General features: G+C 45.1%; 22 protein-coding genes and 1 pseudogene. 11 read left to right on the top strand and 12 right to left on the bottom strand.

Annotated features, from left to right (window positions below; genetic code table 11):
• The first annotated feature begins 69 nt into the window (after positions 1-69).
• Entirely contained in the window at positions 70-486 is a 417-nt protein-coding gene (locus tag QUA80_RS12790) for an NUDIX hydrolase (protein WP_333424967.1), read from the top strand.
• Positions 487-684: 198 nt separating this feature from the next.
• On the opposite strand, the gene QUA80_RS12785 is transcribed toward QUA80_RS12790, so the two are convergent.
• The 6 genes from QUA80_RS12785 to petC form a co-directional block, all read right to left on the bottom strand.
• Positions 685-1,167 (bottom strand): hypothetical protein, encoded by a 483-nt coding sequence (locus tag QUA80_RS12785; protein WP_333424965.1) that lies wholly within the window; start codon positions 1,165-1,167, stop codon positions 685-687.
• Between the two features lie 51 nt (positions 1,168-1,218).
• Positions 1,219-2,346 (bottom strand): FAD-dependent oxidoreductase, encoded by a 1,128-nt coding sequence (locus QUA80_RS12780; protein ID WP_333424963.1) that lies wholly within the window; start codon positions 2,344-2,346, stop codon positions 1,219-1,221.
• A 167-nt stretch (positions 2,347-2,513) separates the two neighbouring features.
• Positions 2,514-2,957 (bottom strand): photosystem II protein PsbQ, encoded by a 444-nt coding sequence (psbQ, locus tag QUA80_RS12775; protein WP_333424961.1) that lies wholly within the window; start codon positions 2,955-2,957, stop codon positions 2,514-2,516.
• Positions 2,958-3,068: 111 nt separating this feature from the next.
• Positions 3,069-3,920: an alpha/beta fold hydrolase gene (locus QUA80_RS12770; protein ID WP_333424959.1), complete on the bottom strand. Its 852-nt coding sequence runs from the start codon at positions 3,918-3,920 to the stop codon at positions 3,069-3,071.
• 109 nt (positions 3,921-4,029) lie between these two features.
• Positions 4,030-5,019 carry a cytochrome f gene (gene petA / locus QUA80_RS12765; protein WP_333424958.1) on the bottom strand — a complete coding sequence of 330 codons (990 nt, stop codon included), beginning with the start codon at positions 5,017-5,019 and terminating at the stop codon, positions 4,030-4,032.
• Positions 5,020-5,184: 165 nt separating this feature from the next.
• A complete protein-coding gene (gene petC, locus QUA80_RS12760) occupies positions 5,185-5,727 on the bottom strand; it encodes a cytochrome b6-f complex iron-sulfur subunit (protein WP_333424956.1) in 543 nt (180 codons plus the stop codon).
• Positions 5,728-5,942: 215 nt separating this feature from the next.
• Between petC and QUA80_RS12755 the strand changes: the two genes are divergently transcribed.
• The 3 genes from QUA80_RS12755 (at position 5,943) to QUA80_RS12745 (ending at position 6,969) form a co-directional block, all read left to right on the top strand.
• Positions 5,943-6,260, top strand: a complete 318-nt coding sequence (locus tag QUA80_RS12755; RefSeq protein WP_333424954.1) for a DUF3067 family protein — start codon at positions 5,943-5,945, stop codon at positions 6,258-6,260.
• Between the two features lie 82 nt (positions 6,261-6,342).
• Complete coding sequence (locus tag QUA80_RS12750) at positions 6,343-6,648, top strand: hypothetical protein (protein WP_333424952.1); 306 nt, start codon at positions 6,343-6,345, stop codon at positions 6,646-6,648.
• Positions 6,649-6,660: 12 nt separating this feature from the next.
• The gene (locus QUA80_RS12745) at positions 6,661-6,969 is read left to right on the top strand and encodes a carbon dioxide-concentrating mechanism protein CcmK (protein ID WP_333365857.1); all 309 of its coding nucleotides are present in this window, start codon (positions 6,661-6,663) and stop codon (positions 6,967-6,969) included.
• A 307-nt stretch (positions 6,970-7,276) separates the two neighbouring features.
• Here the strand turns inward: QUA80_RS12745 and pip are convergent, their stop codons facing one another.
• The 4 genes from pip to QUA80_RS12725 all read right to left on the bottom strand — a co-directional run bounded on the left by pip (position 7,277) and on the right by QUA80_RS12725 (position 12,824).
• Positions 7,277-8,224 (bottom strand): prolyl aminopeptidase, encoded by a 948-nt coding sequence (pip, locus tag QUA80_RS12740; protein ID WP_333424950.1) that lies wholly within the window; start codon positions 8,222-8,224, stop codon positions 7,277-7,279.
• 50 nt (positions 8,225-8,274) lie between these two features.
• Positions 8,275-9,120: a twin-arginine translocase subunit TatC gene (gene tatC, locus QUA80_RS12735; RefSeq protein ID WP_333424948.1), complete on the bottom strand. Its 846-nt coding sequence runs from the start codon at positions 9,118-9,120 to the stop codon at positions 8,275-8,277.
• Between the two features lie 193 nt (positions 9,121-9,313).
• Complete coding sequence (locus QUA80_RS12730; protein WP_333424947.1) at positions 9,314-10,258, bottom strand: NAD(P)-dependent alcohol dehydrogenase; 945 nt, start codon at positions 10,256-10,258, stop codon at positions 9,314-9,316.
• 391 nt (positions 10,259-10,649) lie between these two features.
• Positions 10,650-12,824 carry an EAL domain-containing protein gene (locus QUA80_RS12725; RefSeq protein WP_333424945.1) on the bottom strand — a complete coding sequence of 725 codons (2,175 nt, stop codon included), beginning with the start codon at positions 12,822-12,824 and terminating at the stop codon, positions 10,650-10,652.
• A 245-nt stretch (positions 12,825-13,069) separates the two neighbouring features.
• Here QUA80_RS12725 and QUA80_RS12720 point away from each other — a divergent pair, with 245 nt between their 5' ends.
• Positions 13,070-16,930, top strand: coding sequence for a PAS domain S-box protein (locus QUA80_RS12720; protein WP_333424943.1), 3,861 nt, complete (start codon positions 13,070-13,072; stop codon positions 16,928-16,930).
• 244 nt (positions 16,931-17,174) lie between these two features.
• Here the strand turns inward: QUA80_RS12720 and QUA80_RS12715 are convergent, their stop codons facing one another.
• Positions 17,175-17,783, bottom strand: a complete 609-nt coding sequence (locus QUA80_RS12715; RefSeq protein WP_333424941.1) for a hypothetical protein — start codon at positions 17,781-17,783, stop codon at positions 17,175-17,177.
• 353 nt (positions 17,784-18,136) lie between these two features.
• Here QUA80_RS12715 and QUA80_RS12710 point away from each other — a divergent pair, with 353 nt between their 5' ends.
• From QUA80_RS12710 to QUA80_RS12690, 5 genes are all read left to right on the top strand, one after another.
• Positions 18,137-18,286 (top strand): hypothetical protein, encoded by a 150-nt coding sequence (locus QUA80_RS12710; RefSeq protein WP_333424939.1) that lies wholly within the window; start codon positions 18,137-18,139, stop codon positions 18,284-18,286.
• A gap of 137 nt (positions 18,287-18,423) precedes the next feature.
• Positions 18,424-19,521: a DJ-1/PfpI/YhbO family deglycase/protease gene (locus QUA80_RS12705; protein ID WP_333424937.1), complete on the top strand. Its 1,098-nt coding sequence runs from the start codon at positions 18,424-18,426 to the stop codon at positions 19,519-19,521.
• 163 nt (positions 19,522-19,684) lie between these two features.
• On the top strand, positions 19,685-19,822 hold the full coding sequence (locus QUA80_RS12700) for a hypothetical protein (RefSeq protein WP_333424935.1): 138 nt from the start codon (positions 19,685-19,687) through the stop codon (positions 19,820-19,822).
• 60 nt (positions 19,823-19,882) lie between these two features.
• Positions 19,883-20,341 (top strand): N-acetylmuramoyl-L-alanine amidase, encoded by a 459-nt coding sequence (locus QUA80_RS12695; protein ID WP_333425073.1) that lies wholly within the window; start codon positions 19,883-19,885, stop codon positions 20,339-20,341.
• A 990-nt stretch (positions 20,342-21,331) separates the two neighbouring features.
• The gene (locus tag QUA80_RS12690; RefSeq protein WP_333424933.1) at positions 21,332-22,036 is read left to right on the top strand and encodes a rhomboid family intramembrane serine protease; all 705 of its coding nucleotides are present in this window, start codon (positions 21,332-21,334) and stop codon (positions 22,034-22,036) included.
• Positions 22,037-22,291: 255 nt separating this feature from the next.
• Here QUA80_RS12690 and QUA80_RS12685 read toward each other — a convergent pair whose 3' ends face one another.
• Positions 22,292-23,482 (bottom strand): Ig-like domain-containing protein, encoded by a 1,191-nt coding sequence (locus tag QUA80_RS12685; RefSeq protein ID WP_333424931.1) that lies wholly within the window; start codon positions 23,480-23,482, stop codon positions 22,292-22,294.
• Between QUA80_RS12685 and QUA80_RS12680 the strand changes: the two are divergent.
• A pseudogene (locus tag QUA80_RS12680) lies at positions 23,469-24,000 on the top strand (hypothetical protein); the annotation flags it as partial. The gene QUA80_RS12685 and the pseudogene QUA80_RS12680 sit on opposite strands and share 14 nt — an antisense overlap.

Raw genomic sequence — 24,000 nt, 5'->3', positions numbered from 1 at the left:
TTTATTTTTTAGTTGTAAACCGTTTATGAGGTTACAGCAGCTTTTGCAGCCAGAAATATTGCAGAAATCATGAGTATAAAAATCGCTTTATTGGTCGATCAATCCGGGGTAATTCCCTATCGCATTCAAGACGGACAAATTGAAGTAATGCTGATTACTTCTTCCGCTAGCAAGCGCTGGGTGATTCCCAAAGGATTAATTGAACCTGACATGACTCCCCAAGATTCCGCCGCCAAGGAAGCTTGGGAAGAAGCAGGTTTGTTGGGTAAAGTGTTCCCGGATTTGCTAGGAACTTACGAGTATCAAAAGTCCGGCTGTACTTGGCAGGTAGGAGTATTTCTACTGCAAGTGGAAGCAGTTCTGGAAATTTGGCCGGAAGCTAGCAAAAGAAAGCGGCAGTGGGTAAGTATTCCTAAAGCAATTAAGCGGGTCAACGAACTGGAACTCAAACTCATTCTTGCGGATTTGCCGAATCGGTTTTGGTGATTCAGTCGTGGATGCAGAACCTAATTATCTAATGTGCGCTGAGGCGCATCTTACCGCCATAATTCTTCGCGCGTCAAACCGCTTTTTGTTCTTAGTATAAACTTGTAGGGTACGTCAGTCAGCTAAATTATTGGAAAATCGAGCTGTGATTACTGACGCACCCTACAAACTTATGATATCATTGTAAAAAGTTTACTCTTAAGCGTTAGCTGAGAGGAAAGGAATGCTTTCGGCTAAGTTATCCTTAACTTCTATTCCCTGTTTTCTCGCCCAAAACAGGCTCAAAAAGTGAATTTGCCGCAAGCCGACAACTAAATTTAAACCGGGTACAAAAAGCCACCAAACTGTTAGCGGTTCTTTGATTCCTTCTTGGCGGTACAATTCGTTAACTGTGTTGTAAAGTTTGAACTGCACGATGTAAATCCAAGCAATACCGAGGAGGGAAAACCAACCAAACCATCCGGGAACGTCAGGATCGAATATCCGCAAAGCTTGGGGGACGGCTACTCCTAAAACAAAGGGAAGCAAGCAAAGGGTTCCCGACCAACCGCTGCCGTTATAGCGGCGCAATTCTTCTTGAATAATCCATTTGTACCATCCGTAATATAGCAGCAAACTGACTGCGGACAGCAAGATTACTCGCCACAATGAGCGGGGTTTACCTAAAGGTTTGTCAGACATTTTTTGATGTAAGATATGAATGGCTATCTTGATTGTATTAACATTTGTTAACTATTGCAAAATCATTTCTCGAATCGATCGCGCTGTTGCAGGGGCCAGCAGAACACCGTTGCGATAGTGACCGCTGGCGATGAGAACGCGATCGTTACCGGGAAGCGTCTCGATAATTGGGGCCGGCCGCCCTTCCGGCCGCGGGCGCAATCCCGACCATTTCCTGATGATTGAGGCGAATGCTAAGCCCGGACAAAGGGATGTCGCCCTCGCCATCACTTGCGCCAACATATCAGCATTTGCCTGAATTTCCCCGCCATTTTCTGAAAACTCAACCGTCGCCCCCACCCAATATTCCTGATTTTCCAAAGGCACAATGTGAACGTCATCGCAAGTAATTACCGGCCTAAAATCTGGGTTTCCTAAAGGATTGGCCGATCGCAAATGCAGCGCTTGTCCCAACACCGGGCGAATGTCAACCAACTGATTTAACGATGCAGTCACAGCAGCAGAACCCAAACCAGCGCAAACAATTAGTCGATCGAAATTTTCAGCAACAGGCAAGATGCCTGTTCCACAAGACTTATTGACAGCAATGGAAGATGGGAGTTGAATCTGAGACACCTGAGAATTCAACTGAGTAATTCCTTCAACTTCCACCCCAAACTCAAAAATCACCCCATTTCGTTCTGCAGCATCAACCAAAGCCAAAGTTAGCGCCGCCGGATCGACTTGCCGGTCTTGAGGCGAATAAATCGCAGCAATAATGCGATCGTTTAAATAGAGATGAGGGCAGCAATCGCGAACTCGTTCCACATCCCAAAGTTCTAATTGCCAACCTTGAGATCGGCGAGTTGCTATCAATTTTTCCCACTTACTTAAATCCTCTCCCTCGGAACAAAGCATTAAAATTCCCTGTTTGTTAAAAGGAATTTTTCGCCCCGTAACTGCTTCCAATTCAGGAATCAAAGTTTCGTAGCGCTGAAGGCTGGTTTCCCTCAACTGCCAATTTCTGCCCTTAGTTTTGTGGCCGATCACTCCCATCAAAACACCTAGTGCAGCGCCAGTAGAACCTTGTGCCGGCGGCTGTTTGTCGAACACAGTAACTTTCAGTTCGGGAAATTGACTTAGTTCAAAGGCGATCGACGCCCCAATAATACCGCAACCAATAATTGCAACGCGAACCATTCAATTTTAGATTTTAGATTTTAGATTTTAGATTAACTGCTTCCTAGGTTTTGTCCGTATAAACCTGTTTCGGACGGGCAAGATGCCCGCCCCACAAGAAAACTGATTCTTTCTTTGTGGAACAGGCATCTTGTCTGTTCTGGATGCCAGATGTGAGTTAAGGCTAATTAAGCTTTAGGAATTAGCTGCAAGAAGCTATCGAAATCATTGACAGCTTTTTGATAGCTGGCCGTGACTTTTGCATAGTCAAGGTCTTTAGCAGCAAGATCGATGTTAACCAAATCGGCAAACAAACTCTTGGTCAAATCAACAGCTTGTTTTTGAGAACTAGGCAACAAACTCGCAGAGACTGTTTTCATGGTGTTCCGCAAGTCGCCTAGAGGCCCGTGAATGTAAGTTCTGGTATCAACCCAATTTCGTTTTTGAATTAGGGTACCCAATTTGTCCATGCGCGATCGGAACTCTGTCAGAGTAGGAACATAGCGCTCTATTTGCTGGATTTGCGCTGCTGTGTAAGTCGTTGGAACTTTTGCTTCGACACTGCTGCAACTGACCAGAAATGCCATCAAAAACGCCATCATCAAGGCAAAAATTGAACGGGGACGAGTCATATCGATTTTAGATTTTAGATTTTAGATTTCTCGTTCTCAGGCTTTGCCTGGGAATCCAGATCGGCAAGGCTTTGCTTCGCTGACCCAGCACCGAGAGTTATGTACAAAATATTATTTTACCTCCTGGCGGCGCAGAAAAGTTATCAGAGCATCGCCAACTTTTTCTGACCAATGTTCTTGAGGATAATGCCCCGCTTGTTCTAGTGTGACTAACTCTGCATTTTGCAGCGAACCCACTAGCTTTTGAGCGGGTTCAACACTCAGCCAAGGATCTGTCAAACCCCACACAAATAAAGTTGGTCGAGTCCATGTTTTTAAGCCGGATTCAATTTCTGCCATTGACTTCGGCAATTGAATATTGCGGACAGTATTCATCAGCGATCGACCCGCATCCGAACTCTTCAAAAACGGTCGGCGGTAAACATCTAAATCCTTGTCTGATATTGTCTGGCGGCTGCCGCCTTCGAGAGTTCTGTCTACCAAAAGCGGGTCTTGCGTCATCATGTCGCCAATAAAAGGCAGTCCCAACTGCTGCATTTTCCACGGCAATTTTATATCTGCTGAAACTGGCGTATTTATGATGGCTAGACGATCGATTTTATCGGGATTGCGCAAAGCGTATTGAATGCCGGCCGAAGCTAAAAATCCTTGGACAACAAGGTAAAACCGGTCTAATTCTATAGCTTCAATAAAACCAGCGAGGGCCTCAACAAAAGCATCGGGACTGTAGGCAAAGTCGCGCTTGTCTGGTTTTGTCGATCGCCCGTAACCCACCCAATCTGGGGCGATCGATCTAAATCCGCTTGCTGCCAAATCCGGCATCATTACAGTCCAGGTAAAACTCTGGGACGGCAAACCGTGCAGCAGCAGTACGGGCGGTTTCTCAGTTTCGTTAACCGGATTTGTTTCCCGATAAAACCATTGCAGCGGGCCTACTTCAACTATCTTCTCATCAATTAACATTATTTTACTTGTTATTTATCAAACAAACAATAAGGCGGGGAATACCCGCCCTACTTACCTAATAGTTGCGTGTGCACAGAGCACCTTACCCAACTAATTACAGCCGCCCTTAGAAATTCATTTCAGCAGCTTGAACTTTTTCGACCTGTTTCTTCTTGAGAACCAGCATAATTTGAGCCAGCATGGTCAAAGCCACGAAAGCCATCAATCCTTTAACGCGATCGGCACTTTGCAGCACAATCTCCACGTCTTTTTGACCGAAGCCGCCCACATTAGGATTGTTCGTCAAAATTTCGCCTGCTGCAACTGTTTGTCCTTCGGAAACAATCAGTTCTGGGCCTGCCGGAATCGTATCAACAACCGCTGCACCTTCGGCAGGTTGAATAGTCACTTGATAACCGCCATCTTCAGGTTGAGCTATCTTAGAAATGGTGCCAGCTACCGAAGCATTGTAAACAGTATTATTGCTCTTTTCGCCAGTAGGATAAACCTGACCGCGACCGCGGTTGCCACCAACATAAATTTGGTATTTGCCGTAGTGAACGGACTTGTCAGTTGCCGGATTCGGCGACAAAACTGGGAATACCAATTCTTTGTACTGTTCTCCCGGTACTGGGCCCACTAAAACAATATTTTCTTGGGTTTCGCTGTAAGGTTGGAAGTAAAGGTCGCCGACTTTTTCCTTCATTTCTTCGGGAATTCTGTCCTCGGGAGCAATCTTGAAACCCTCGGGCAACATCACTACAGCGCCTACATTCAAGCCGCCTTTGCTGCCGTCGCCGACAACTTGTTGAACGTTAGTATCGTAGGGAACTTTGACAATAGCTTCAAACACCGTGTCAGGCAAAACAGATTGCGGTACTTCAACTTGAGTTGGTTTTGCACCGAGGTGACAGTTAGCGCAAACAATGCGACCTGTTGCTTCGCGGGGAGTAGCGGGTGCTGTTTGCTGAGCCCAGAAAGGGTAAGCAAATGCTGCTTGGGGAAGTGCGATGTCGCTGGTGAGGAAAAATGCTGTGGCTGCGATCGCAATTAAGGCTGTTTTCGCGATCGTCCTGGCACTGCGGCGAAATATCGCAGATAAATTAGTTTGTGGCATTAGAGTATTCAATCTCAAAGGTCAGACAATTTTGGATTTTGGATTTTGGATTTTGGATTTTGGATTTTGGATTTTGGATTATTAGACTGCTTTAGGGATGCAATTATCTGTGGTTTTCACCATTCACCCCCTATCTAAAATCTCAAATCTAAAATCCAAAATAGTTTAAGACCACCAAGGTGCTTCGCCGGTGCGGAAATCTGTTTCTTTCCAAGTTGTAAAAGCGATCTTGTCATCTACGACAGTGGCGTGGGCCAGCGCCAGAGACAAAGGCGCGGGGCCGCGCACCACTTTGCCCTCATTGTTGTATTGAGAACCGTGGCAAGGACAGATAAACTTGTTTTCGCTAACATTCCAAGGCACGACGCAACCCAAGTGAGTGCAGACTGCATTGATGCCGTAGTCGGCGAGAGATTGGTCTTTTTCCACCACAAGATAAGTGGGGTCGCCTTTGAGACCTTGGGCTAAGGTGCGATCGCCCGCAGGGTGTGATGCCAAATATTTGCTAACGATGATGTCGTTGCCCAAGGCATCTTTAGCCGTCACCCCGCCGCCAACTGCCCCACTCGACGGAGGAACAAAATACTGGACAACGGGATAGAGTGCGCCCAGTGCCACACCTGTGACTGTACCGAACGTTAGCAAATTCATAAATTGGCGACGCCCCATATCGGGAACATCGGGATTTCCAGCAGAAGATTGAGCCATGACCTGCCTTTACGGTTTTAAGTTACGTTTGTTTGTTAGCTGGAGCGCGAACCTGTACGTGCAGAGGAAGGAGGATAATTGCCGTTAATCTGCTCGCACAAATTTTAGGCAGCAAAAATTCCTTTTAAGAATGCGCCTTCCAGCTTTTATTAGAGTATTATTACATTTTTTGAACTTTGTCTTTTATTGTTTAAGGAATTAACTCAGGAGCCACCATGACGGGTCAGGATTTACACCAGCTATTGCTTGAGAAATGGGGAAAATCTTACGATATCAGATTGCGGCGGACACGGGGCAAGATTTTTGTCCAAGTTATGTGGAAGTATCTCGAACAGGCGTCTTTTCCGATGACGGAGGCTGATTATTTCGAGCATTTGGAGGCGGTGGCCAATTACCTCAACGCTTGGGGGACCACCGAACAGGTGAAACAGTATATCGCCACTACCCGCGAGCGCCCCCGCTTGGGCAAAGCTGTCAGCGTTCCGTTAGATTTGGGTGAAAGAGCCTCGGAGTGGTTGCTAGACGAGTTTTGATCCGTCAGTCGATTTTAGATTTTAGATTTTAGATTTTAGATTGACTCCACAGCCGGGATCTGGGGGAGTTCCCTAAAGTTTTGTGTCCGGCAGCGGCTGGATTTTGCGATCTCAAAGTCCCGAAAATCGATCGGCGAACTTGTGGGCCGACAAGCAGGCGTTAACGAATCAACCTGTCGCGCATCTAATTTATACAGTTGTTGTGATTGAAACCGTCAGGATGGCGGTCTTTCCGGTGCGCCCCCTCCTGTTGGATTTAAATGCCGCAACAGTTTGTGAGGGTTTTTTAATTTTGGGCGATCGGACTTCTAGCTTACCAAAATCATCGCCACCAATTTCTGTCATCAATTTCACATACAATGAGTTTCAGATATCCCGTGAAATTTAGGAGAATGTTGTAATGGGTGTTGCAGTTGGAATGGTTGAAGTCTTAGGACTTCCCTCTGCCGTAGAAGTTGCAGACTCAATGGTGAAAGCAGCCCGAGTTACTTTAGTTCGCTATGAAAAAATAACCCGCGCCTACTGGACAGTTATAGTTCGAGGAGATATCTCTGAAGTACAAGCAGCCGTTGCTGCTGGGATTGAATCAGTTAAAAAGGTCGATGGCGGAAAGTTGCTATCGTATCATATTATTGCTCGTCCCCACGAGAATCTGGATTACGTTTTGCCGATCGGCTACACTCCCGAAGTAGAACAGTTCCGAATGTAGTCAAAGTTTTGACAAAACTTTGGTCTTGAATTTTAACTTTTAGTAAATATAGAGGCGCGGGCGATCGCGTCTCTATATTTTTTATCAACCTTAAAATTGAGCGCTCGCCCAATACTCAGCAACAAATTACCATCAGGCGGAAAATATTTATAAGCTGTCGCGCATTTAAATTGTATATTCAGAGCGGGCGGGACGCCCAACCCCTACTCCCCACAAGACGGGGAATTGTTTTTTAACAGACAATTTAAATGTAGAACAGCTTAGGACTCATTAAAAATTAGCAATTAACGATTAGCAATTTGGATTACTACCAGCCTGCAAACTTATCTGTTGCCTCCATTAAACAGGTGCGAATTCCCGGTTCGCTCATCGAATGTCCGGCATCGGCAACTACAATGAACTCAGCTTCAGGCCAAGCACGATGCAGTTCCCACGCCGACATCATCGGACAAACAACATCATATCTTCCCTGAACGATAACCGCTGGAATCTTGCGAATGCGATCGATATTTAAAAGCAATTTATCTTCCGGCTCAATAAATCCCTTATTGATAAAATAATGGCACTCAATTCTAGCAAACGCCTCCGCGAAAGCATCAATTCCAAATCTTTGCTTTAAATCTAAATCTGGAAACAATCTACTCGTACTCCCTTCCCAAATTGACCAAGCACGAGCCGCTTCTAATCTAATCTGAGCATCTGGACTCGTCAAGCGTTGGTAATAAGCTGTTAGCATATCATCCCTTTCATTTATGGGGATAGGTTTAACATATTCCTCCCAAGCATCCGGGAAAATATAACTTGCTCCTTCTTGATAAAACCAGCGAATTTCTTTTTCTCTCAACATAAAAATGCCCCGCAAGATTAAACCCTTGCAACGGTCGGGATGGGTTTGACTGTAGGCTAAAGATAGAGTGCTTCCCCAACTACCACCAAAAACAACCCATTGCTGAATATTTAAATATTCTCGAAGTTTCTCAATATCGTTGACTAAATCCCAAGTGGTATTTTCTTGCAATTCTGCATGAGGTTTACTTTGACCGCAGCCGCGTTGGTCAAACATCACCAAACGCCATTTTTTCGGGTCAAAATATTGTCGGTAAAAAGGCGGACATCCACCTCCTGGTCCCCCGTGTAGCAATACAATAGGTTTTCCCTCTGGGTTGCCAGACTCTTCAAAATGAATGGTATGGAGGTCAGAAACTTTGAGTTCTCCTTCGTTATAAGGTTGTCTAGGCGGGTAAAGTTCTCGCATTTTTTCAAGGATTTATAACTCGACAGTGTTTATTTTATATCATTAAGAAATCACCGTCCTAAAAGCTTCACCAAACCAACGCCACCAAAATACAAGCTCAGCACCGCACCTCCTAAAAGACTTTGCGTTAAAGGGTCAGTAGAAGGCGTTAACACCGCTCCCAAAATTGCCGCTCCCAAGACTACATACCGCCAGCCGGAGAGCATTTGGTTGGAAGAAGCTATGCCCAAAACGCCGAGCAATACTTGGAGAATCGGGATTTGAAAAGCTAAACCTGTGCTGAACATTAACAGCAGCACAAATTTAAAGTATTTGTCGATCGACCACAACTGCTCTACAACATCCGCTCCATAGCTAACAAAGAAGTTGAGCGCCGCCGGAATCAGAGCGAAGTAAGCAAATACTAACCCACCCAAAAATAGGAAACTCGAACCGAAAAACACAGGCCCGAGCAACCTGCGTTCTTTGCGAGTCAAGCCTGGGAGAACAAACAGCGCTATCTGGTAAAAAATAAACGGACTGGCGAGGAGCAAACCGCTGTATCCTGCTACTTCAATAGAAACAAAGAAATACTCGCCGGGAGCTAGTTGCAGAAACTTGACGGGCCCGGCCGGTACTTCGAGCAGTTGCACGATGGGTTTAACTGTGAAAAAGCAACCGATTACAGCGATTACTACTGCAATTAGCGAGTAGAAAATTCGCTGACGCAATTCTTCTAAATGCTCGAATAAAGACATTTCAACTTCGTCAGGAAGTTCGTCAAGAAATTCGTTTTCTAAGTTGCGAGAACCCATCGCACCGCCTGCGATTGGTGCAATGCTGTTTTCCGGGCTAATTGCTTCGAGATTGTTGTCGGAACCTTGTTCTGGTGTCTCCAAGTTTGAGGGAGCAGTCATAGGGAATGGGTAATTGGTAAGGGGTAATTGGAAAGAGGAAATTGGTAATTGGTAATTGGAAAGAGGAAATTGAGAATAGTTATTTCATCATTGCTCCGACTTCATTCTTCATTCTTCATTCTGACTTCAGCAGCAGAAGGAAAGCTCCATAATTAATCCGTGTAGCCGTGTCAAAATCCTTGTAGTGCCTTCATTATTCAATCCCGATCGCAATTTTGCCGACCGCGCGACCCGTTTCGCTGTAAGCGTGGGCTGCTGCTACTTCCTGTAAGCTGTAAGTGCGATCGACAATCGGCTCAACTTTATCAGATTCTATTAATTCCCGCAAACTTCCTAAATCGCTGGTGTTGGCATTGGCAACAATTAATTTAGCTTTTTTACCCGATATAAACCAGCTCGTTAACATCGGTGCGAGGTTCTCGAAACTTGGCAAAGTCGAGATATAAATTCCCTCTGGTTGCAGGACTTTTTCGCATTCAGCAAATGTTCTTGTCCCGACAGCATCTAAAATTATATCATATTTATCGGTTTGTTGAGTAAAGTCAATTTCGGCATAATCCAGGACACAATCCGCTCCCAAACTCTTGATAAATTCTCGGTTTTTAGCGCTGCAAACTCCCGTTACTTCCGCGTTCATTGCTTTGGCAACTTGCACGGCAAAAGTGCCGACTCCGCCGGAAGCGCCGTTAATCAATACTTTGTTTCCTGCTTGAAGTTGACCTAAATCTCTGAGCGCTTGCAAAGCAGTTAAACCTGCAATCGGTACTGCTGCTGCTTCTGCATGAGTGATGTTTTTAGGTTTAATTGCCGCACTCGATTCTGCAACGGCGGCGTATTCGGCACAAGCACCGCCATTCAGGGGATTTAAGAAAGTATAAACTTCATCTCCGGGTTGAAATTGGGTGACTTCCCTGCCGACTTCTAGCACAACTCCCGATATGTCAGAACCGACAATTCGAGGAAAGTTAAATCCTGTCAATAGTTGCAGGTGTCCTTGCCGGATTTTCCAGTCTACGGGATTGACGCTGCTAGCGCGAACTCGCACTAACAATTCGTTGGATTTGGCGATCGGCTTTTCCAATTCTCGGTACTGCAATTCCTCGGCGGAACCGTAGCGATCGAACGCAACTGCTTTCATGGCAAACTTTTCGGTCTATTTTTAATAGAACACTCAACCCTTTACAATTACAGCACATTCCATATAAATGTGACATAGTAAATTGAGCCAGCCTTGTAGCAGCGGGCGATCGACTGTTGGAAGCCTCCTGACAGGGTGCAACCGTGAGGCAATCACTCCACTGGCTGAGTGCGATCGACAGGCTCTACCTCATTCTACCGATTGGCGATCGGCAATAAACCTAGTTTATTGGTCATTACCTGTTAAAAAAATCAGATTTAACGATCGCCCGCAACGAATTTTTCTCAAGGATCGAGCAAAATATCGGAATATTCTTGATGCGAAAAATACCCATGCCTTGCTCGCGATCGAGGTTTTATCCCAGACTCACACAATAGAGATAATTGGACGGTTAGCGATTAAAGTTAATAGGAACAGGGCGGGCGATCCCGTAACCCTGAGCATAATCTACTCCTATCTCCCGCAATTTTTCTAAAATAGTCTCGTCTTCGACAAACTCAGCCACAGTTTCAATATTCATCGAATGGGCAATGCGATTAAAGCCTTCAACTATCGCTTGAGAAATCAAATTATGATTAATATTCTTGACAAAAGCACCATCTATTTTTAGATAATCAACTGGTAAATTGAGCAGATACGCAAATGAACTCAATCCACTCCCAAAATCATCTAAAGCAAAGCGACAGCCAATTTTTTTAAGTTCGCTTATAAAATATCTGGCTTGCTCAAAGTTAGCTATAGCTGCGGTTTCTGTGATTTCAAAACCAATGCTTTGTGGGGGAACTTGGTAGCGTGGAAACTGTTCGATTAAAAACCTCAGAAACTGATTGTTACTAATACTAGCTCCTGAAAGATTTATCGTATACAAGCCTTTATTAACACGATCTTTTTCCGGCAAATTGTGATAGTTTGAGAAAAATTTTTCAATTACCCAGCAATCTATTTCCGTTATCAATCCGTAACGCTCGGCCGCAGGAATAAACGCATTGGGAGATACTAATTCTCCATTCTCGTCCAGCATTCTGATCAAAATCTCATAATGCTCTACTAATGGTTTAGACTTAATAGAGACAATCTTTTGGTAGTAGAGACAAAAACGATTTGTTTCTAGCGCTCGGCTGATTTTGGAAACCAACTGCCTCTCACCGCGTTGTTTAATTAGTTCGCCATCATCTAGACTATAAATATGAACACAGTTGCGCCCTCTGGCTTTGGCGGCATAACAAGCTGCATCAGCAGCTCCCAGAAGCTCCATCAAATCTTGGCTGGTGTCGTCAATGGCAACAACTCCAATGCTGACTCCGATGATAAAGGTTTTGCCATTCCAAATAAACCGAAACTGATGCACTAGGTCTTTAAGATTTTCCGCAATCTGAGCTGCTTGAGAGATCGGACATTGAGAGAGCAAAATACCAAATTCATCGCCTCCCAAGCGAGCCAGCATATCATTAGCACGGACTCCCTTTTGAATAAGTGCGGTGATTTGGCGCAGCAGCTCATCGCCAGCAATATGACCTACGGTATCGTTAACGACTTTGAACTGATCTAAATCTAAATAACACAGAGCGTGCTGGTGATTGCTATCTTTAACAGAAGCGATCGCCTCAACTAGGTGCTGCTCAAATCTTCGACGGTTGATTAACCCTGTCAGGGCATCGTGACTGGCTTCCCAAGAGAGTTGACGGGTGAGATAGCGCGATTCAGTAACATCATGAAAGACCATGACTGCCCCGACAATTTTACCTTGGCGGTCTCGAATCGGTGCTGCCGAGTCAGCAATCGGATACTCGGTTCCATCATGGGAAATCAGAATAGTATTGTTAGTTAAGCCCACAATTCGCTCCTCTAATAGAGCCTTGTTTATAGGATTCTCTACTGGCTCTCGCGTTACTTGATCGACAATTATGAACACTGTAGAGAAAGGAACTCCTTTAACCTCATGAGTCTTCCAGCCTGTCAGTCGCTCAGCTATAGGATTGAAATATCTGACATTACCTTGGGCATCTGTAGTAATGACCCCATCGCCAATTGATTGGAGCGTTACTTGAGCCAATTCCTTTTCGGCAAAGAGAGACTCTTCGAGACGTTGCCGTTCTTCAATTTCTTTCAACAGCAGTAAATTCTGCTTTTGGAGTCTTTGTTGCAGCCTTCCGATAGTTAGGTGGGTTTCGACACGAGCTAATACTTCTTCGACTTGAAATGGCTTAGCAATATAATCTACCCCTCCCGCTGCCAGCCCTTGAACCTTATTAAAAGTTTCATTCAGCGCACTCAAAAAAATTATTGGAATATCTGCGGTGTGAGGGTCAGATTTTAATTGTTTACAAACTTCATAGCCATCCAAATCGGGCAATTTAATGTCGAGTAAAATTAGCTCCGTCGATGGCGATTGGGCGGCTCGGATAGCCATTGCTCCTGTTATAGCACTGCGAACTTTATAACCCTCGGCTATCAAAGTATCCCGGAGAAGACGCAGATTATCAGGCAAATCGTCAACAATTAAAATATTGCCTCGGTAGTTGGTAGCTGGATCGCCAACCCGATCGCTAGTTCTATCGATAATCATACTGATTTCCATAGTTGCTTGCTAGACGACTATAAACATATGCACAAATAGTATAGTTGAATTATTAGGTTATCAAGCTCACTTGACGCAAAAAGAAGTCCTGCGATCCCTAAGATCTTGGGGTGGCAAGGGGGCGCATCCCTACAAAATCTGAATAGTTCGGTTAGGGGCAGTCCCCCCGTGGTTGACCTTCTTCGCTTCGCCTAACATCAGAACAAGAGTATTTCAACCAAAGCAGCCGATTTATGAACAAGCGCATTTCTCAAATGGCAAGCCTACTCGTCATTGCGATCGGGTGTCTCGTGCTGCTTGGTTGGCAATTTGACATCTCCCCACTCAAAAGCGGTTTTCCCGGTATGACTTCGACCATGAAAGCAAACACGGCATTTTGCTTTTTGCTGGCTGGAGTTTCTTTGAGATTGTTGCAGTACCAAAGAACCAGACTCAACGATCGCATCGCTCAAGGAATGGCAGGATTGATAATCCTCATCGGTATGCTGACGCTGAGCGACTATATTTTTGGTTGGAAGCTGGGTATTAATGAGTGGCTTTTCCGAGATTTCGTGTCTTCAGGGACTCCCGATCGGGGAAGAATGGGAGTAAATACCGCCCTAAATTTTGTGTTGATGGGAGTAGGATTGTTGCTGTTACGGCAAAATTCCCAACGACACACTTGGTTGGCTCAGATTTTTAGTAGTGTTGCAGCTTTAATTTCTCTGCTAGCTTTATTTGGACACATATTCACTGTCGATATTTTTGAACGGTTGGTGACAATTACGACTACTCAACCCCTAAACACAATCTTCACCTTTTTCATCCTCTATGGAGGAATTTTATGGCTCCGCCCCAAGGAAGGATTAATGCAAGTGGTAACCAGTCCCCAGGTCGGCGGAGTAATGGTTCGGTGGTTGCTGCCTTGGGGGACGATCTTTCCTGTCACGCTGAACTGGTTCACTCTTCAGGGACAAAATTTAGGCTGGTACAACGCTAATTTTGGCTATACATTGCGTTCAGCTATTATGGTTTTCACGTTCTCAATTCTCATCTTGGCGACGGCTCAATTTTTGAACCAGATAGATTACAAGCGCCAACAAGCCGAAAAAGAAATTAAAAAACTTAACGAAACTTTAGAATTTCTTGTGGCTGAACGAACAGATGCTTTACAAAAGTCGCAGGCTCGTTTTGCGGGAATTCTAGAAATAGCCAATGATGCAATCATTTCAGTCGATCGCGCTCAACGCATTACCCTGTTTAATCAAGGGGCAGAAAAGATTTTTGGCTATAAAATGGAAGATATTTTAGGCGAGCCACTGAATTTACTGCTGCCAAAACAGTTTAGAGATGCACATTCGCAGCATATCAAACAATTTGCACACTCTTATAGCAGAGCGCGAAGGATGGGAGAACGAGGCGAGATTTTGGGTCGCCGTCAAGATGGAACGCTGTTTGCGGCTGAAGCCTCTATTTCTAGGCTGGAAATGGGAGACGAAACGGTATTTACTGTTATTCTGCGCGATATTAGCGATCGCAAACAAATTGAGATAGCTTTACGAAACAGTGAAGAGCAGTTTCGCCATGCCTTTGAAGATGCCTCTATCGGGATGGCGCTCGTTGCACTTGATGGGCACTGGATTAAAGTCAATCCTGCCTTATGTCAGATTATTGGCTACTCATCAGAAGAATTGTTAGCGTTAACTTTCCAAGAGATTAGCCATCCTGACGATTTAGAAGTGGATCTTAGTTATTTAGCTCAGCTATTAGCAGGAACGATTTCAACTTACCAACTCGAAAAACGGTATTTCCACAAGCAAGGACATATTATTTGGATTCTGCTTAATGTATCGCTAGTACAAAATGAAGAGGGAAACCCCCTGCATTTTATTTATCAAATTCAAGAAATTACCGATAGAAAAGAAGCTCAAAAAACGCTAGAGCTTCAAAGCATTATCATGAATAACATGGCAGGAGGAGTGTGTTTAATCAAAGCCTCAGACCTCACGATCGTCTACACAAATCCTACATTTGACGCTATGTTTGGGTACACAGATGGCGAACTTGCAGGTCAATCGGTTAGTGTCTTGAATTATGTTGATACAAATATTACACCAGATGTAACCGTTCTAGATATCGTCACTCAAATTCAACAGACCGGGGAAGCGAAATATGAAGCCCAAAATAAAAAGAAAGATGGCACTCTCTTTTGGTGCAGAGTTCATACATCTATGTTTGAACATCCTGAATACGGAACTGTATATGTTGCCGTTCAGGAGGACGCAACAGAGCTAAAACTTGCTGAGCAAGCCTTGCACGCTTCCACAAATCGCCTCAACTTTCTTCTAAATTACAGCCCCGTTGTCATTTTTAGCAGTAAACCTGCCGGCGATTATGGAGCAACGTTCATCAGCGAAAATATCAAAGATGTATTGGGCTACGAAAGCAGGGAGTTTTTAGAAGATTCTAAATTTTGGGTGAATCACTTACACCCCGATGATGTAGAACCAGTGCTGAATGGCTTAGCAAATCTATTCGTTGATGATTTTTACTTCCACGAATACCGTTTTCGTCGCTCCGATGGGATTTATCGCTGGATGCTGGGTCAGCTTAGGCTAATTCGAGATGATTCAGGTACACCAGTAGAAATCTTGGGATATTTAATTGACATTAGCGATCGCAAACAAGCTGAGTTGGAATTTCACCAGGCAAATGAAGCAAACCAAGCCAAGACTGTCTTCCTAGCCAATATGAGCCACGAACTCCGCACCCCCCTCAACTCAATTTTGGGATTCACGCAATTGATGAGCTATGAGAGCAATCTGACTCGTTCTCTCCAAGAACGTTTACAGATTGTCAATCGTAGCGGTAGACATTTATTAGACTTGATTAACGATATTTTAGATTTATCCAAAATAGAGAGCGGACGGATGACTCTCAATCTTTCTGACTTTGACTTGACAAATTTGCTGACATCTATTGAAGAAATGCTGCAATTTAGAGTTCAATCTAAAGAATTACAGCTAGTTGTCGAGCAAGATCCCGAGCTACCCAGATTTGTCCATACTGATGAGAAAAAACTGTATCAAGTCTTGACCAATCTACTGAGTAATGCGATTAAGTTTACCAAGCAAGGAAGCGTCAGCCTGCGAGTCAGAGTAACACAAAGAGACCAAACATCCTGTCACCTATGTTTTGAAGTTGAGGATACAGGCGTGGGAATTGCGCCCGCAGAAATTGATAAATTATTTAAGGTATTCGTGCAAGCCCAAGCTGGGAATAATTTGAGTCAAGGCAGCGGGCTTGGTTTAGCCATCAGTCAAAAACTCGTCAAACTCATGGGCGGTCAAATTCGCGTTAAAAGCACTTTGAACCGAGGTAGCACTTTTTCCTTTGAGATTCGCGTACAGTTACCTCAAGCAGAATCCTTACCCCCAGAATCAATTAATCAAAGAGTAATTGGTTTAGCTCCCGGACAACCAAGTTACCGCATTCTTGTTGTTGAAGATTTAGAAGAAAATCGCCGCTTGTTAGTCGAGAGCCTTACCTCGGTTGGTTTTGAGGTAAGAGAGGCACAACATGGAGTGGAGGCACTCTCACTGTGGGAGAGTTGGCTGCCGCACCTGATTCTGATGGATTTGCGAATGCCGATCGTGGATGGCTACACTGCTATTAAATATATTAGAAAATTCCCTAAGAGCCAAGAAACTGTCATTATTGCTTTAACTGCCAGTGTTTTTGAAGAAGAGCGAGAGAAAGTTCTTATGGCGGGCTGTAACGACTTTATAAGCAAGCCATTTCAGCAGAGAGACATCTTTGACAAAATCGCTAAATATTTGGGAGTGAAATATATTTACGAAGTCGTAGAACCAACTAGCAAAAAACTATTGGTTGAAACGCTGTCTGTAGAAGATCTATCCGAGATGTCCCCTCAGTGGTTAGAACAAATGTATCACGCCGCTTACTATCTCGATACGGAAGTCATGAATGAATTAATCCTACAAATTCCCGAATCTAAAGCAAGTTTGTCCAAGGCACTAACTGATTGTATCAATAATTTTAATTCTGACCGAATTATGGAGTTAATTCGACCTCTGCTCCCGAATCCACTTTAGCTATCGAATTTAAGGACAAAAAAGCTACAGCATATTCTATTTATATGCGGTACACACAATCTTGTTTTCAGTAAGGTGCATCGCCACCCGTCTGGGGAGCAAGTTCCATTGAACCATAGAACAGCGACGTAGCCTACATAACACGTACCGCCAATATAGCTGCTACTGTACTTCACGAACCTGGAATATGCTGTATGTAGCATTCTTTTTTGGAAGCGGTATTAATTATTTTACGGGTTATTTGTTACTTATTGCACCGATCGCTGGAGTTGTAAACAATGCTACTGAAGCGTCCGTCAACAGTTCCCACTTCCACACAATACCCCGTCAGGTTTTCTATATAATAGGCACTTTTGCCACCGTCAAAGGTTGCGGTTGTGCGGTAGGTGTAGCCCCGTCGTTGCAATTCTCCCTCTGCTTGCCCCGCTTTAGCTCCCACGAGGTCTTTTAATTTGGGAGGCACGGTACTGTAGAGGTTTTCGGGGGTATTACCTTTGTTGATAGTAGACGCGGAAGAGGGAGCGCGTTCGTTCTGATAGACGTAAACCGATTCGTCGCTAAAACGAAAGATGGTCGCCGGCCCGTCATTTTCTCTCAGAACTGACATCTGGTTTTTATACAGATATTCGCTGTCACCATTGGGTTTGAGTTCATAGGTAATGCCATCTTCCCGTTGAATGCGGATAAAACCTTGACGCTGAGAAAAGGTGCAATTGACTACTTTCGATGCGCGGTCTTCCCCCCTGGGATAAATGTCACAGCGAGAATTAACGGTTTGAGCTTGTGTTGCTGAGGCGATCGCCAGGGTTGAAAAGGTGACGGCAGCAGAGAATAGGGTGTTTTTAAACTTCATGTTTGACCAAATTCAGAGTTTTGGAGGGTTAATCAAGTGATAGTGCTTGAATTTCACTAGCCTGGTACTGTAGGAACAATATTCATATTAAAACTTATCAAACATCAAACAAACTCGACCAATTTTGTTCAGCATCAAGCCTCTAGTTCGTTTATTCCTCCTCTCCATGACCGCGATCCCACTCCTGGCTTGCCATCCAGGGTTATTACTGAGTCCGTCCGCTAATTCGACCCCATCTCAATAGTAACCATCGCCACAACTCGGCTTTTCTGTCAATAATTTGGATTTGTCTGTTAGCCCCAAACAAAAAATACTCACAGATTGTGTGTGGTGTTCTCCCCTTGTGCAGGAGTATGGGGAAGCTGAAATCGCGCGATATTGCGATCGGCAAAATCGCTCCTCCTCAAGAGGTTGCCAATGCGATCGCGTTTTTAGCGTCCGGTTTGGCTGCGCGCGCTACCGGGACTACGATCGACATTAACGGAGCCTCTTACGTGCATTGAGACAATTACTGTAAAATACCTCTCAAGGCTCACGCTCGGACCTTTTTTAAATCACTAAATTATCACTTTAGCCAGACGCTAAAAACATCATAAATGACTTATGTTTAGATTAAAAGATATTATGAGGAAAATTGATTGTGACAACAAATAACGTCACCCACACAAAACGAGTTGCCATACTCATAGAAAATGGAGTTGAAGATTCCGAATTTCTAGTTCCTTACAACGCCTTAAAACAAGCAAACTTTGATGTAGTTGTCCTCGGTTCGCGGACAAATGAAAAGTATGCAGGGAAACAAGGAAAAGTTGCCCAGCAAGCTGACGGAACTACCACTGAAGCAGTCCCCGCAGAATTCGACGCAGTAGTCATTCCCGGCGGTATGGCTCCCGATCAGATGCGGACTAACCCCAATACAGTGCAATTTGTACGAGAAGCATTTGAACAAGGAAAAATTGTGGCTGCTGTTTGCCACGGCCCGCAAGTTTTGATTGAAGCCGACTTGTTAAAAGGCAAAAATGCCACAGGTTTCTTGGCAATCAAAAAAGACATGATTAATGCCGGGGCTAATTACATCAACGAAGCTTTAGTCGTTGACGGCAACTTAATTACTTCCAGACAACCGGGAGATTTAGCAATATTTACCGCCGCAATTCTGGCTCGCCTCGGTTACGGTGGAAAAGAAGTCGGTTTGCCAGAAGAAACCGACACAAACGCAGAATGGTGGAAATTAGCGAATGCTTGGGGCGGCTCGACACAAGGCGATATAGTGAAAGGTTTGAATACCGCCCTTGCAGGGGAACGCTATGCTTGCGAAGCCTTTGAACATTATGCGGAAAAAACGCAAGATAGCAATTTGCGATCGCTCTTGAGAGAAATGATTCAAAACAAACAGCACCACATCATCGCTCTCGAAAGTCGCCTCAACGATCTCGGCGAAAAACCCTCAATTCCCGCTAAAATTGCTGACAAATACGCTAAATTAAAAGCCTCGATGCAAGGAACCGATGAAACGTTCTTGCTGCGGAGCACTCTCGGCGATTTACAAACTGGTGTTGTCGATATCAACAACCTGCGCGTGAAGTTCACAGATCCGGTATCAACTGCCATTTTTACAGAGATAGAATCGGATTTGGCCAAGTGCGAGCAAGTCGTTGCTAAACTCTACCGCGCCCGTGCAGTTTCGCAGGAAATTAAAGCTCCCAAACCTTCGACTAGCCCCGCTGTCAAAATGTAATCTGCTGGCGGTTAAAAAAGTTTGCAGTGGCGCGTTAACTCAGAGGGCTGCGCCACTGCAAACTTTTAATGCTAATGAAAAAAAATATACAATTTGCGGTAAAATAAAACCCAATACTCAAAAGCAGGCATTAAAATAACTGCAAGGTGGAGAGTTTTATTAAATGGGTTCTATTTTTGTTTCAGCCGGACACGGGGGGATTGAAGGCAACGTGCGCGATGTCGGGGCGGGCGCTTTTGGTACAATTGAAGCCCAAGAAACAATCTTAACTCGGGATGCCTTAGTAGCTGAACTGCGGTAGGGAAAGATAGAAGTTTTCTCGGTTCCGGATACTCTCAGTTCAGCGCAAACTATCGATTAGATTAACGACCGCTGCCGCGCGGGAGATGTAGCGGTAGAAATGCACGCCGACTATTTTTCCAATCCCTTAGTTCGCGGTGCAACCGCGTTTTATATTGGCAGTAACCCCCCTCGAAAAGCCAACACTGAATTAATCTTAAAGGGCTATTTTCTGCGGATTCCAGAAATGGTCAGCCCCGGTGCAAAAGCAGACACTGAGGTCGGTGTTGGTAGTCTTGGATTTTGCCGGCGCATTAACATCCCTTCGCTGCTGGTAGAATTCGGTTTTTTGACCAATTCCGATGATTTGAAAATCCTTCAAAATCGCCGTCGCCAGTTAGCACTCGGACTCGCTGACGGACTCGAAGCTTGGTTAAAAAATACGAATTTGAAACCCTTGCCAACACCAACACCGACACCTGCACCAAAACCTGTAACTTATCCGCTAATGGTAGTCCTGCATAGCAATGATAATGTGTGATAATTTTATTCTTTATAACCTACCTTGAATTTTAGCCGATCAACTGTCCCAAGTTTAACTCTAAATACCAGATTGACAAATGGTCGCACTCGCTAGCGATTAACAAAATTTTAAATGTCGAGATTGTGGAAGACAATTCGTCATGACTCCCAAACATCAACCAATTTCATTAGCAACAAAAGAGTTGATTGCTCGACTTTTATTATAAAAGATATTTCGGGCTGGGATTGTGAGGGCGAGTGGGATTTCGTCACGGTGGTTGCAATACTATGTTACTCAAAAAGTATGACCTGTAAAAAGAGAATTCAAAGTGAAGTCAAAAAAGAAAGGGAAGCTCACAATTCTATGTGATGAAATGCGATCGTTTGTAGACAGTAAGGATAACAAGCAGTTGAAATAGCTGGCAATTGATGTATCAACTTTCATAAATTGTAGGAGTGTATATTGGCAAAATAGAGCGAGCTGGCGAGCGAGTATTATGGGATTCTTGTGCGACCTGTTCCAGAGTCAATGTGCCGTAAGTTATACAAACTTTTGTCGTTTCCTATCAACAGTTTGTCCTCAAAAAAGACACAGAGTAGTAGGAAAGGATACTGGTCCGATCGACTATATAGAAATATTTAATAATACGATGAGACAAAGAATATCTAGATTGCTGATAAAAACTCTTTCATTCTCCAAAATACTCTCCAATAATATGGGGGTATTTGGTATTTTATTCATGAGGATAACGCCAGTTTATTTATCAATTTAAACCCTGGATTTTCATTGCTATGCAGGACTACCCACAAATCAAAAACATAGTATCCGATAACAACCCCCCGGATTCATCTGTGAGGTGGCTTTTTTCAATTCTTCAATTCGTGAATCTAAAATCTAACATCTAACATCTAACATCGACTGACTTCTTCCCTCTGCCTTTAGACAGGAGACACCTGGGCGATAAATGCGCTATTGTGTTGCCAATATTTTGATGAGGAAAAAAAGGCTGTGGTTCCCTTACGCGATGACAATCCCACCAGTATCACTCCCTACGTCACCTACGGGCTGATTGCCGCCAACATATTAGTATTTTTGTACGAACTCAGTTTGCCCGATCGACAATTAACCCAATTCTTCTACTCTTGGGCAGTAGTTCCTTGCCAGTTAAGCAATATGTGTCGGGTTGCGCTGCCAGTTTCGCCATTTCCCGAATGGACGACACTAATTAGCTCCCAATTCCTGCACGCAGGCTTTCTCCACATTGCCGGAAATATGTTATTTCTGTGGATTTTTGGCAACAACGTAGAAGACCGTTTAGGACACGTCAAATATATAATATTTTACCTTACTTGCGGGGTTTTAGCATCACTAACTCAGTGGTTTTTTTCCTCAGGGTCGGCCATTCCGTCTCTGGGTGCTAGCGGCGCGATCGCAGGCGTGATGGGAGCTTACATTCTGAGATATCCCCAAGCCAAAGTTCTGACACTGCTTCCCTTGGGAATCTTTATTACCACCGTCAGAGTCCCCGCTTTCTTCTTTCTAGGATTTTGGTTTGCACAGCAAGCATTAAGCGGCCTGGCTTCCTTGAATGCCCCCGCAAGTGTCGGCATGGAATCTGGGGGGGTTGCCTACTGGGCCCACGCGGGCGGCTTTATTTTTGGCGCTATTCTCGGCCCTTTATTAGGGCTTTTTTCTGAGGAAAATCAGATCTAATTTTTTACCGCAGGCGAACGCCAGTAAACGCAGATAAATTGCCAACAAAATAGGCGTTTATCTGCGTTTATCTGCGGTTTCAAACCTCTAATTTGTCTCAAAGTTCGGTGTTCTGCTTGACCCTTTATTGGGATTGTTTTCTGAAGATAATCTGCTTGAATTTTCACGGGAGATGAACGCCAATAAACGCAGATAAATTGCCAAGGAAATCGGCGTTTATCTGCGTTTATCTGCGGTTTCAAACCTCTTATCTTTTTAGATAAAAGTAAAGTCAAATCCTGACAGAGAAGAAACCCCAGTTACACCATTTAACTTCGCAAAAATGCGAGAATCGCCGCCGGTGACATTATTACCGTTGCCGTCATAAATGATGTAAGTATTGCCGCCGGAATCGTAGGCAAACAAGAAAGCAGTTCCTCCGAGAATATTTGCAGAAACAGTTGTCTGCACATTCAGCAGAACTTGACTGCCATTGCTGAGATTGGGGAATCCGGGGGCAAAATTAAACTGATCGGCGATCGGCACACCGAGGCCGTTAAAATCAGTAATCACATCGTATCCGCCCGCCGCGATCGCAGCATCGATCGCCGCCGAAGAAGCCGCATCAAACGCCGGCCCACCCTCAGCAGGGCTGGTATAGCGGAATTGATTGCTGCCGCCGCCCCCCGTCATGGTATCTGCACCGGGGCCGCCTACGAGCACGTCGTTATCCAAACCGCCGTTAATCGTATCGTTACCGCCTTGACCGTCAACAGTATCGCTGCCCAGCAAACCGTTGAAATTGTCCGCCAAAGAGCCCCCAATCAACTTGTTAGGCCCGCTATCTGCAGGCAAAATTTGAACGGTCACAGTACCTACGCCCGGAATTGTCCCGAATCCGTCGCTGACGCTGTAGGTGAAAGCAGTTGTACCCGCTACGTTGCCGGGGATGAACTGCACCTGAGAGACAAGATTTACAGCTATCCCCAGTTGCGGTGTGCTGACATTGATAATGTTGAGAGGCCCTTTTTGCGGGCTGGAATCGTTCGCCAGTACGTCGATGAAAGTGGGCAGCAAATTATTCGTATTTGTAAATACGATGCCGTCATCGACAACAATCGGCGACAGGATAGTTGGAACAGTTACGGAGGTATCGAAAGAGTTGATGTTAATCGCCACTGACGCTGCTGCCGTCCCGCCTTGGTCGTCAGCTACGCTGTAGCTGAAAGAGCCCGCTTGCCCGATCGCGTTAGTTGCAGGTTTAAATGTCAGCCCGAGTAAATCCTGAACGGTTAACTTTTGGTTGACGGCGATCGGGTTCGTACCGGTAATTACCTGGCCGAAAGTAGGATTGGGCAGTCCTACTACTGCGATCGACAGCGGCTGGCCCTCCGGGTCGCTGGGCGCCGAAATGCTCAGAGACAGAGGCAAATTCTGCAAACCAGTCAGTGTCTTGCCAGTTTCCACGATCGGCGGCTGGTTAGGAGTCGGAGATGTAAAACCGGGGGGAGTCGGCCCCCCGCCGAAAGGCGGAGGAGTTGGAGTTGTAGCAGTTGGAGTCGGGACTATGGAAGGACTCGGACTCGGAGTTGTCCCGCCCGCAGTCGGAGTCGGAGTCGGACTCGGAACCTGTGTCGGCAATGTCCCCGGCGACGGAGTTGGACTCGGAGTTGTCCCCGTTGACGGTGATGGAGTTGGACTCGGAGTTGTCCCCGGTGACGGTGATGGAGTCGGACTCGGAGTTGTCCCCGGTGACGGTGATGGAGTCGGACTCGGTGCCGGAGTCGGAGTCGGTGCCGGAGTTGGAGTCGGTGCCGGAGTCGGAGTCGGTGCCGGAGTTGGAGAAGCACTTGTCCCCGTTGTCGGAGTTGGAGTCGGTGCCGGTGTCGGAGAAGGACTTGTCCCTGTCGGTGTCGGAGAAGGACTTGTCCCTGTCGGTGTCGGAGAAGGACTTGTCCCTGTCGGTGTCGGAGAAGGACTTGTCC

The organism is Microcoleus sp. F4-D5 (genome assembly GCF_036704885.1).
GTDB lineage: Bacteria > Cyanobacteriota > Cyanobacteriia > Cyanobacteriales > Microcoleaceae > Microcoleus.
The sequence above is the reverse complement of the archived record's forward strand: the minus strand, read 5'-3'. Positions and strand labels throughout refer to the sequence as shown.